The organism is Deltaproteobacteria bacterium, from assembly GCA_019308925.1.
Classification (GTDB): domain Bacteria; phylum Desulfobacterota; class B13-G15; order B13-G15; family RBG-16-54-18; genus JAFDHG01.
Genome location: JAFDHG010000081.1, coordinates 1 through 9,204 on the forward strand (window position 1 = coordinate 1; position 9,204 = coordinate 9,204).

Annotated in this window: 10 protein-coding genes; 6 read left to right on the plus strand and 4 right to left on the minus strand. The window is 51.7% G+C overall.

Translation table 11 applies throughout. The annotated features are described in order from the left end of the window. The 3 genes from JRI46_11290 to JRI46_11300 form a co-directional block, all read left to right on the plus strand. On the plus strand, positions 1 to 535 hold a 535-nt coding region (locus JRI46_11290), incomplete at its 5' end, for a 2-hydroxyacyl-CoA dehydratase (protein MBW2040151.1). 31 nt (positions 536 to 566) lie between these two features. Next, positions 567 to 1,970: a 2-hydroxyacyl-CoA dehydratase gene (locus JRI46_11295; protein MBW2040152.1), complete on the plus strand. Its 1,404-nt coding sequence runs from the start codon at positions 567 to 569 to the stop codon at positions 1,968 to 1,970. Positions 1,971 to 1,982: 12 nt separating this feature from the next. Next, complete coding sequence (locus JRI46_11300; GenBank protein MBW2040153.1) at positions 1,983 to 2,825, plus strand: 2-hydroxyglutaryl-CoA dehydratase; 843 nt, start codon at positions 1,983 to 1,985, stop codon at positions 2,823 to 2,825. Positions 2,826 to 2,951: 126 nt separating this feature from the next. Here JRI46_11300 and JRI46_11305 read toward each other — a convergent pair whose 3' ends face one another. From JRI46_11305 to bamD, 3 genes are read right to left on the minus strand one after another with little or no spacing between them, the layout of a single operon-like run. Continuing rightward, positions 2,952 to 3,269, minus strand: a complete 318-nt coding sequence (locus JRI46_11305) for a hypothetical protein (GenBank protein ID MBW2040154.1) — start codon at positions 3,267 to 3,269, stop codon at positions 2,952 to 2,954. Continuing rightward, positions 3,253 to 3,564: a hypothetical protein gene (locus JRI46_11310; GenBank protein MBW2040155.1), complete on the minus strand. Its 312-nt coding sequence runs from the start codon at positions 3,562 to 3,564 to the stop codon at positions 3,253 to 3,255. The genes JRI46_11305 and JRI46_11310 overlap by 17 nt, the downstream gene beginning before the upstream one ends. A gap of 4 nt (positions 3,565 to 3,568) precedes the next feature. After that, complete coding sequence (bamD, locus tag JRI46_11315) at positions 3,569 to 4,795, minus strand: outer membrane protein assembly factor BamD (GenBank protein MBW2040156.1); 1,227 nt, start codon at positions 4,793 to 4,795, stop codon at positions 3,569 to 3,571. A gap of 413 nt (positions 4,796 to 5,208) precedes the next feature. On the opposite strand from bamD, the gene JRI46_11320 reads away from it, so the two are divergent. From JRI46_11320 to truA, 3 genes are all read left to right on the plus strand, one after another. Next, positions 5,209 to 6,501 carry a beta-ketoacyl-ACP synthase II gene (locus JRI46_11320; protein MBW2040157.1) on the plus strand — a complete coding sequence of 431 codons (1,293 nt, stop codon included), beginning with the start codon at positions 5,209 to 5,211 and terminating at the stop codon, positions 6,499 to 6,501. 2 nt (positions 6,502 to 6,503) lie between these two features. Further along, entirely contained in the window at positions 6,504 to 7,100 is a 597-nt protein-coding gene (locus tag JRI46_11325; GenBank protein MBW2040158.1) for a MarC family protein, read from the plus strand. Between the two features lie 123 nt (positions 7,101 to 7,223). Then, on the plus strand, positions 7,224 to 7,961 hold the full coding sequence (truA, locus tag JRI46_11330; GenBank protein MBW2040159.1) for a tRNA pseudouridine(38-40) synthase TruA: 738 nt from the start codon (positions 7,224 to 7,226) through the stop codon (positions 7,959 to 7,961). Positions 7,962 to 8,195: 234 nt separating this feature from the next. Here truA and JRI46_11335 read toward each other — a convergent pair whose 3' ends face one another. Continuing rightward, entirely contained in the window at positions 8,196 to 8,471 is a 276-nt protein-coding gene (locus JRI46_11335; GenBank protein ID MBW2040160.1) for a hypothetical protein, read from the minus strand. Positions 8,472 to 9,204: the final 733 nt, after the last annotated feature.

Consider the following 9,204-nt stretch of genomic DNA (forward strand, 5'->3'; position numbering starts at 1 on the left):
CGAATCCAATGCACTATTTGACGAGGTCTTAGCAGAGATTGGCCAAAGAAAGGAATCTCCTCTTAAGAAAGGCCCCCGTATACTCATTGACGGTGCGTGTGTGGATAACATTGAACTGGTCAAGATCGTGGAAGAGAGCGGGGCCACGGTAGTGACCGATACCCTTTGCAACGGTACCAGGGATTACTTCCCGCATGCGGACGTTGGGGGAGATCCTGTAGACGCGCTGGCCCGTCGGTATCTGGATAAGGTCAATTGTCCCAAGACCTATAGGGAAAACAAGGCAGGTACCTTTGAGGGGGGTATTGTAGATCGGTTCGGCGACATCGGATCGTATGCCAAGGAATTCAACGTCGATGGCGCCATTCTCTACGTGTACAAATATTGTGATCCCTTTGGCTTTGAGGTCCCTGCAAGAAAGGCGTACTACGAATCCATCAATGTCCCGCTCCTCCACCTGGAAGATTTGTACTCAGCAGGTACGATCGGCCAAGTAAAAACAAGGGTCCAGGCATTTCTGGAGATGATCGGATAATGAGGATTCCGAAATAAGGAGGATTTAGGCAATGGCTGAGGAACAAAAGGCGAAAGAACACAAAAAGAGAAGGACTGCAACTCATGCGGCTGCTTCTATCGGTCCCATGGTCAAGGAAGCCATCGGGGGTACGGTCCGGGCACGGGCAGAGGGAACGCACAAAATTGCCTATACCTTTATCGTGTGCCAGCACGACGAAATTCTCCGGGCTTTGGATGTGGTGCCTGTGTGGACAGAAAACTATGCAGGTATCTGCGGGGCAAAGAGAGATGCGGAACGATTCCTTCAAAGGGCGGAATCCCTGGGCTTTTCTCGCTCCCTTTGTACCTATGCCCTGTGCGGGCTCGGCTTTGACCAATGGAGGGAAGAATTGGGTGAGATGCCGCCCGATGCCCCGTGGGGGGGGCAGGCGAGGCCTGATTTTATGATATCCAGCGGCCAGATCCTGTGTGATCCGAGGTCCAAGTGGTATCAGGCAGCACAGCAGTTTATGCCGGATGTCCCCATCTATAATATCGACCTGCCCTATCCACTCTATGATCCGAAAAGGGATCATAGAGAGGTTTGGGGCTATTATCACAAGTATATCGTCGAGCAGTTGCGCGGGCTGGTGGCATTCATAGAAGAGCAGACCGGCAAGAAGATGGATTATGACCGATTGAAGGAACTGGTTGCCCTGAGCGATAAGACCTGGAACCTGATCCATGAAACCTATGAACTGCGACGCGCGGTGCCCTGTCCCATGGGTACCGGAGATGCCATGAATACCATGGTCCCAATGGTCTTCATGATGGCGACCCAGGAGGCTTATGATTTCTATGCGGGTCTGAAAAAGGAGCTAGAGGAAAAGATTGCCAACAAGGAAGGTGTTGTCAAGGATGAGAAATACAGACTCCTGTGGGGCGGCGGATTACCTTCGTGGTTTGCCTTGACTGATTTTAATTACTTTAACAGTAAAGGGGCCGTTTTCCCGGCGGAGACAACCTATCGCATGGTCCAACCGCTCTATGAGATGGACATCCCGGAGACAGATGATCCGATTGAACATCTGGCTTGGAAATGGCTCGGGTATTGGACCTTCTGGTATGACAAGGCCAGGAAGCGGCCTGGAAGCCATCCGGATGTAGAATGGTTGATCGACTATATTGAAAACTACAAGATTGACGGTGTTGTCATGCATGAGGCATTTTCCTGCCGGAGCTGGCATGTGGGCCTCATCTGGCAATTGCATCAACTCGCAAAGATATACAGACCTATCCCCGTATTAGTGCTCGGGGAAGATGGCAAGAAAAAAGAGGACAGGAGAGAACTCCCCTCTCTGGTTTTGGAAAGTGATATCATAGATATCACCTCCTACTCTGAGGTCGATACAAGAAATAAGATCGATGCCTTTATCGAGACCCTGGAAGCCGTAGAAAAAAGCAAGATAAAATAGGGCCAGGGTACGATGACAGAGTATTTTGCCGGCATTGATATCGGTTCCACCATGACAAAGGCGGTGATCCTGGATGATGGGATCATCGCCTTTGTCATTGGGCCTACAGGTCCGGAACAGCGCAGACTGGCCAACAAGGTTATGGAAGATGTCTTAAATCAGATCGCCTTGCCTTTTCAGTCCATCACCTATATTGTCTCCACTGGCTACGGGAGAATTAATGTGCCTTTTGCGGATAAACAGGTCACGGAGATCACGTGCCATGCCAAGGGGATCGGCAGTCTTTTCCCTGAAGCCAAGACCATCATTGATATCGGGGGTCAGGATAGCAAGGCAATAAGCATAGATGCTAACGGCAGACCGACCGATTTTATTATGAACGACAGGTGTGCTGCGGGCAGCGGCAGATTTATAGAGGTGATTGCCGATACCCTGGGGGTAAGACTGGAAGAAGTTGGCGACATTTCTTTGCAAAGCAAGAATCCTGCAAAGATAAGCAACGTCTGCACCATATGGGCCCAGCAGGAGGTAGCAGCCAGGTTGGCAGAAGGCGTCCCTATTGCCGACCTGCTTGCGGGAATCCATCACTCTCTGGCGGATAGGATAAGCAGGATGGTCAATCGGCTCCGGGTAGAAGAGGAGGTTATCCTGACCGGCGGTGGCGGCAAAAACAAGGGCCTGGTTAGGGCCCTTTCCGAGCAACTGGGCCATGAGATTCTGGTGCCCGACAAACCATTGATTACCGGAGCCCTTGGTGCTGCCTTGCTGGGAAAAGAGATTGCGGAAAAGGCTAAAAAGAATAATGTGCCATTAGAAACAAAGGAACGCCTCTTAGAGGAAATCGAGATCCTTTAGTAGTTTCATCATACGTGCCGTTCATCCCCGGTTCTGGATCCGGGCGGTGAAGGGCATTTTTTGTCTCAGAGATTGTTGTTCGCATCTTTAATGGGAAGGTTATAAGGCGACAAGGCTAGGATCCATTCAAGCCCTAACTTTGATTTCTCCCACCAAGTCATAAGGGTCCGCTTGAGTGGTTTTTACCTCTACCATTTTTCCGCTGCGGGCCACTCCTTTATTGATGTAGACTACCCCATCGACCAAGACCGGGATCACCGATCCTATCATCTCCTGATTTCTCTTCCAAGAGATCCCCTGCTGCAGCTCCATGAGCTGAGCAGCCCTCTCCTCGGTCACCTTAGAAGAGGTCTTCCCCTTCATCCGAAAGGCCCTGGTCCCCTCCTCAGGGGAATATTTGAACACTCCCAGATGGGTGAACTGCACCTCATGGACAAATACCAAAAGCTCCCTGAGCTCCCTCTCCCCTCAGTTGAGGGATGAGGCAAAAGGTACAGGGATGGGAGCACCCCTCAGCGATCTTTACATAGGCCGAATGGGGGGTGTTGACGATGACAACGCCCGCCTCCTCCACCATGAAGACGGGAATAAGGCCATCTCGCAGCAAGAGGCCCAAGATCACCTCTGAGTCGACTTGGTTTTTGGGGCAGCCTAAACTAATCAGATGGACCTTTTCCATCCCTAAGATCAATAAAAAAGGGGGACATAGCCCCCCGTAGATTCGGCCCTTGTCATTCAAGGTCCTATTGGCCCTCTATCTCCTCCTCCATCTTTTCCACCTTTTTTCCTTTGACCTCTATCCTGCCGGTGTCTAGGTGGAGGATGATCTCATCCCCTCTTATCCACTCTCCTACCCCCCTGATCTTGGCATCTCCTGTCATCACCAAAAGCTGTTGAGTTGGGGACCATGTGGCCTTTTTAGAGAAGATCTCCTCTCCCCCTCCTTTTACCCTCACCTCACCCATGGCCACCATCTCCCTGGGGACCCCTTTCTCCATGGTCAACAGGAGGGACTCGGAGCGGATGGTCATCTCTTCCCCCAAGGCCACCACTTCGCCAGTATACATGATGGCGTTCTTATCGGGGATCTCCTCGGTACGCCTGGCGGTGATGCGGAAGGGGAAGGTCTCTCTCCTCATCTTTTCAGGGGGCTTGGCCACTCTCACCTTTTCGCCCTCGCGCACAGGAGAGGCCGGAACTACTCCTTCTGCCTTCAGGCTGGCCAGGAGTTTCTGCCCCTTTTTGGTGAAGGGGCTTTGGGGATAATCCTGTACCAGTCGTGTCAAGGGGGTAAAGGCCTCAGGGTCCCTCTTCTGTTTGTGCAGGGCAATACCGAGGAAATAGAGGACTTCATCCTCTATCCCGAAGGCGGGATTCCTCTCCAGGACCGAGGTCAATCTCTTCGCTGCCGCAGGGTATTTCCCCTTGCGGAGATAGAAACGGGCGATGTAGAGCTCGTGCTCTGCCAGCCTCCGCCGACAGAAGGCGATCTTCTCACGGGCCTTCTGAGCGAAGATGGTATCAGGGTAGTTGGAGGCCACATTTTGAAAGGCAGTCAGGGCCTTTACCGTGGCCTCCTGGTCGCGATCCTTCGATAATATCTGTTGATAGTAACAGAGCCCTATCTGAAACTCCACATAGGGAACATCGGGATGAAAGGGGTGCCGTTTTTTAAACTCAGTATATCTGGTGATGGCCTCGGGATACTCCTTCCGAAAGAAGTAACAGTCCGCGATCCGCAGATCCGCCTTGAGGGCATAGAGCTCATCAGAAGGGAAGTAATTCTTCAATTGGGTGAAGGCCTCTATGGCCTCCTTGTATTTCCCCTTGTTGAAGATGATGATCCCCTTGGTGTAGAGTACAGCGGGGTCCTTGGGAGGGGGTTGGCTCTTCCTCTTGCCGGCACAGCCGAGAAGGAGAAGGGAGGCTACAATTACCACCCCTATGAGCCTCGTATAATTGACCTTCATACCATTCTCTCCCTTCTGTATAATCACCTCATCTTATATAAAGACACCGCCTACGTCAAGTTCATAGGCCTAGCTGGTCTCCTATCCCCTGCATGGCCTTGAGGCTCAATCGGGCGAACCCCTTAAGGCTCAGGCCGAGCCTCTCGCACTCCCTCATGGCCTCTCTGCTAAGGCCCCCATCACCGCCTCCGTGGCCAAAGAGTGCTTAATAAGGGGTTCCTCCCTTAAATGTTCCTCAGCAGATCAAGGTCCTCTTTCCTGTCAATCATCTCAACCTCCTGGGTTTTCGCTATCAAAGAACCATAGATACCCAAAATAGTCAAGTCTTAGGTCAATTTCTCCTTGAAAAATTTCTCCGATACCTTTATCTTTAGGCGTAAAATCTATTTATATCTAAAAAGCGACTTTTGTCTATGCAGAGAAAGAGGGTTGTAATCACAGGATTAGGGCCAGTCACCCCCGTGGGTATAGGGAAGGAGCCCTATTGGAGGGCCCTCCTGAAGGGAAAATCTGGGGTAGATCGCATAGTGTTCCCCAATTTTGATATGGAACAGTTCAGGACCAGGATCGGGGCGCAGATAAAGGACTTCTCCATTCATGATTACCTCCCCTTTCATAAGGGGGACAGATATCTGGGGAGGGCCTCCCAATTTGCAATGGTAGGGGCCAAGCTGGCCCTGGAGGATGCGGAAATGGAGCTTCTGCCCAGAGAGGGTTTGGAGGGGAGGTATGAACTCAATCACTCCGATCCTTTCAAGGTAGGAGCGATCCTAGGGGTGGCGGTTGAGAACATGGAGATTATGGAGGATGCTTACGATAACTTGTTGAAGCACGGTGGTCCCCGGAGGATGTCCCCCTTCTCCCTCCCTAATGTGTACACCAGCTCGGTGGCCTCCAACGTCACCGAGAGGTTCGGAATCCGGGGGGCCACCTATGTAACCTCATCAGCCTGCGCCTCGTCTAGTCACGCCATTGCCACCAGCTATAACAGGATTCAGGATGGTCCCGAAAGGATGATCCTCACTGGCGGGGCAGATGCCTGCATCACCCCCCTTTCTTTCGGGGGGTTCATCGCCCTGCGGGCCATGTCCACCCGAAATGACGAGCCTCAAAAGGCCTGCCGACCCTTTGATCTCCACCGAGATGGCTTTGTCATGGGAGAAGGGGCGGGGGTGATCATATTGGAGGAACTGGGTCATGCCCTCAAGAGGGGGGCCCCTATCTATGCCGAGCTCATCGGCTATGGGATGACCGCCGATGCCTACCATATCGCCGAACCAGACCCCGGGGCCACTGCTTTGAGCAAGGCCATTGAGCTGGCCCTGGAGATGGGAGGGATTGCCCCTGAGGACGTAGACTACATCAATCCCCATGGTACTTCCACCAAGTTGAACGACCTCACCGAGACCAAGGCCATCAAGAAGGCCTTAGGAGACTATGCCTATCAGATACCTATCAGCTCCACCAAGTCTATGATCGGGCACCTCATCGGAGCGGATGGGGGGGCGGAGGCCATCGCCACGGCCCTCACCATCGAACGCGGGGTAATCCACCCTACCATCAACTACGAGTTTCCTGACCCCGAATGCGATTTGGACTATGTCCCCAATGATCCTCGTGAGAAGGAGGTGAGGATTGCCCTCTCCATCTCCGCAGGGTTCGGGGGGGTCAACTGTGTCCTCCTCTTCAAGGCCTTTGAATCGTAAAGATGCCCTGGGAGATTAAGGTCTATCTGCTGGCCATCATCCCCATCTTTGTCGCCATGGATGCCATAGGGGTCCTCCCCATCTTCATCTCCCTCACCGAGGGGATGGAAAGGGCTGAGAGGAAGCGGGTGGTGCGGGACTCCATCCTGACGGGTTTCGTGGTAAGTCTAGGCTTTCTCGCCCTGGGGAAATTCATCTTTACGGTCATTGGAGTCACCATCCCCGACTTCAAGGTGGCCGGGGGGATCATCCTTTTGATCATCGCCATCCATGACCTCCTCTTCCCAGAAAAGAAGAGGAGGGAAGCCGGGGGGACCGTGGGAATCGTCCCCTTAGGGATGCCCTTGATCGTGGGCCCGGCAGTACTCACCACCATCATTATCGCGGTGGACGCCTATGGATATCTCCCCACCATCGTCTCACTGATTGTCAATCTCGCCTTCGCCTGGTGGGTCTTCTCCCGGGCCGACCTGTTGGTTCGCCTCCTGGGAGAAGGGGGGTCCAAGGGGGTGGCTAAGGTGGCCAGCCTGCTGCTGGCCGCCATTGCGGTGATGATGATCAGGATAGGGATCATCGACATGATCCAGGGGGGTATCTGAGCCGGTGGTGGAGGATGTAAAGGTCACCGGTTTTCGCCTCTTCAGCAGATTTGATATGGGGTGGAGTCTATCGGGTTTCGTCTAGAGGCCGCTCAAGGAGGGGTGGATCGGGAGGTTTGCCTCATGAGGAACATCAAGTTGACCATCGAATACGATGGGACCGCCTATCACGGCTGGCAGGTCCAGCCCGGGTTAAGGACCATCCAGGGGGTGATGAGGGAGAAGATCGCCCAGATCACTCAGGGGAAGGTGAATCTTATCGGAGCAGGCAGGACCGATGCCGGGGTCCATGCCCTGGGCCAGGTGACCAACTTCCACACGGAGAGCAACATAGACCTGACCTCCCTACAGAAGGGGTTGAACAGCCTCCTGCCTGCTGATATCGTCGTCAGGGGGGCGGAGGAAGTGGAGGAACGTTTTAACGCCCGTTTCAGCGCCAATAGCAAGGTCTACGAATACCATATCCTGAACCAGCCCTATCCCTCGGCCATCTGGCGGAACTTCGCCTGGTTCATCCCCCACGGGCTTGACCTCTCCCCCATGATGAGGTGTGGGAGCGTATTGGTCGGCACCCACGACTTCTCCTCCTTCCGGGCCTCAGGTGATGAAAGTCGCCACTCCATAAGGGAGGTTCTGCGCCTGGAGATCGAACGCCAGGAGGGCAACCTAATTGTAGTGGTCATGGAGGCCAACGCCTTTTTGCGGGAGATGGTCCGCAGTATCGTGGGGACCCTGGTGGATGTGGGCCGGGGGAAGATTTCCCCTGCGGAGTTTGAGGAGATCTTTCAGGCCCATGACAGGCGTCGGGCAGGGATGACCGCCCCTGCCCATGGCCTGTTTCTGGTAGAGGTTAAATATTGACAGGCTGTTGAAAAACGCCCATCTGCTGCGTTTCTCTCATCCTTCGTCGTTGCGGCGTACGTCCAAGTATGCCGCACTCCTCAGGATTTCGAGGGCCTTGCATCTGGGCATTTTTGAGCAGCCTGCGGAAAATTACTTTTTAATAGCCTCGTGAATTGTGAATTCGAATTGGAAGTTTGCAGTTAACTTATATTTCAAGACCAGACCCCTTGATTAGACCTTGATCATAGATAATTATTTTTTACCCTTAGTCTTAACAAAGTCCACTGCAAAGACCACCAGGAAAAAACAGCCCAGAATTGCAGGGACAATATAGACTTCCCCATAGTTTACGCCTTCCCACCATTTACCAAATACCGGGGAACCTAACCAGGCACCGACCCACCCGATGAGGACTTTGGACAGATAAGACCAAAACCCCGGCACAATGTAATACTTAAAGCCAAAATGTAAGATCCCACATACAACAACACTGATAATCAACAAAACAAGAAAGCTCATGAAATCCATTGTAATCCTCCTTTCATTGCTGTTGATTGGAAATTAATGTTATAGATCCCTCCATAAGTTGAGGCATCCCCACCCTGACCTTTACCACATTAACAACCTAACACCGGACAAATTTTTAATACTTTAAATGATATTTTTCGTATATGGTTTTGTTTTATCGAGGATTAAGGTACAAGGCCTCTGAAGACAAACAAAACATCTTCAGAGACCTTCTATTGGTACCTTTTGAAATCCCCCCTTCAAGACTCCCTCCAAAAGGTTATGGGTAGTTTATTTTGTTGACTCGCCTCAACAGCGGTCCTTTAATTAATTAAAAATATACCGAATTTGTTGGAAAAAGTCAAGGGAAAATTTTGGGAGGAAGTTTGTGTTTAACAATTTTGATTATTATCACTCTTTGCAACAGAAAATATTTCTGTCTTTAGGATCCACCAGGAACCGATCACCCCGCAAGGTCCAACTGCTATCGTACTCTCCTAAGGTTTCTTGGTCAACACTTTGTACATATGTAATGAAGAAAAAATTAGCGAATTCGTTAATTCTCATAAGAAACTACCGTTAGGCAATAGGTAGTTTCTTTCGGATATAACGCACACCTCAACGTGGTGTTCGACCTTTGCTAACGAGACTGTCGAAAAACCCTAAAATCCGCGATTTCGTAGCCCTAAATAGCTTGTAAGTATTTGATTTTACAGCGGGTACAAATGACCAAAATGCCATATTCGGACTTTTT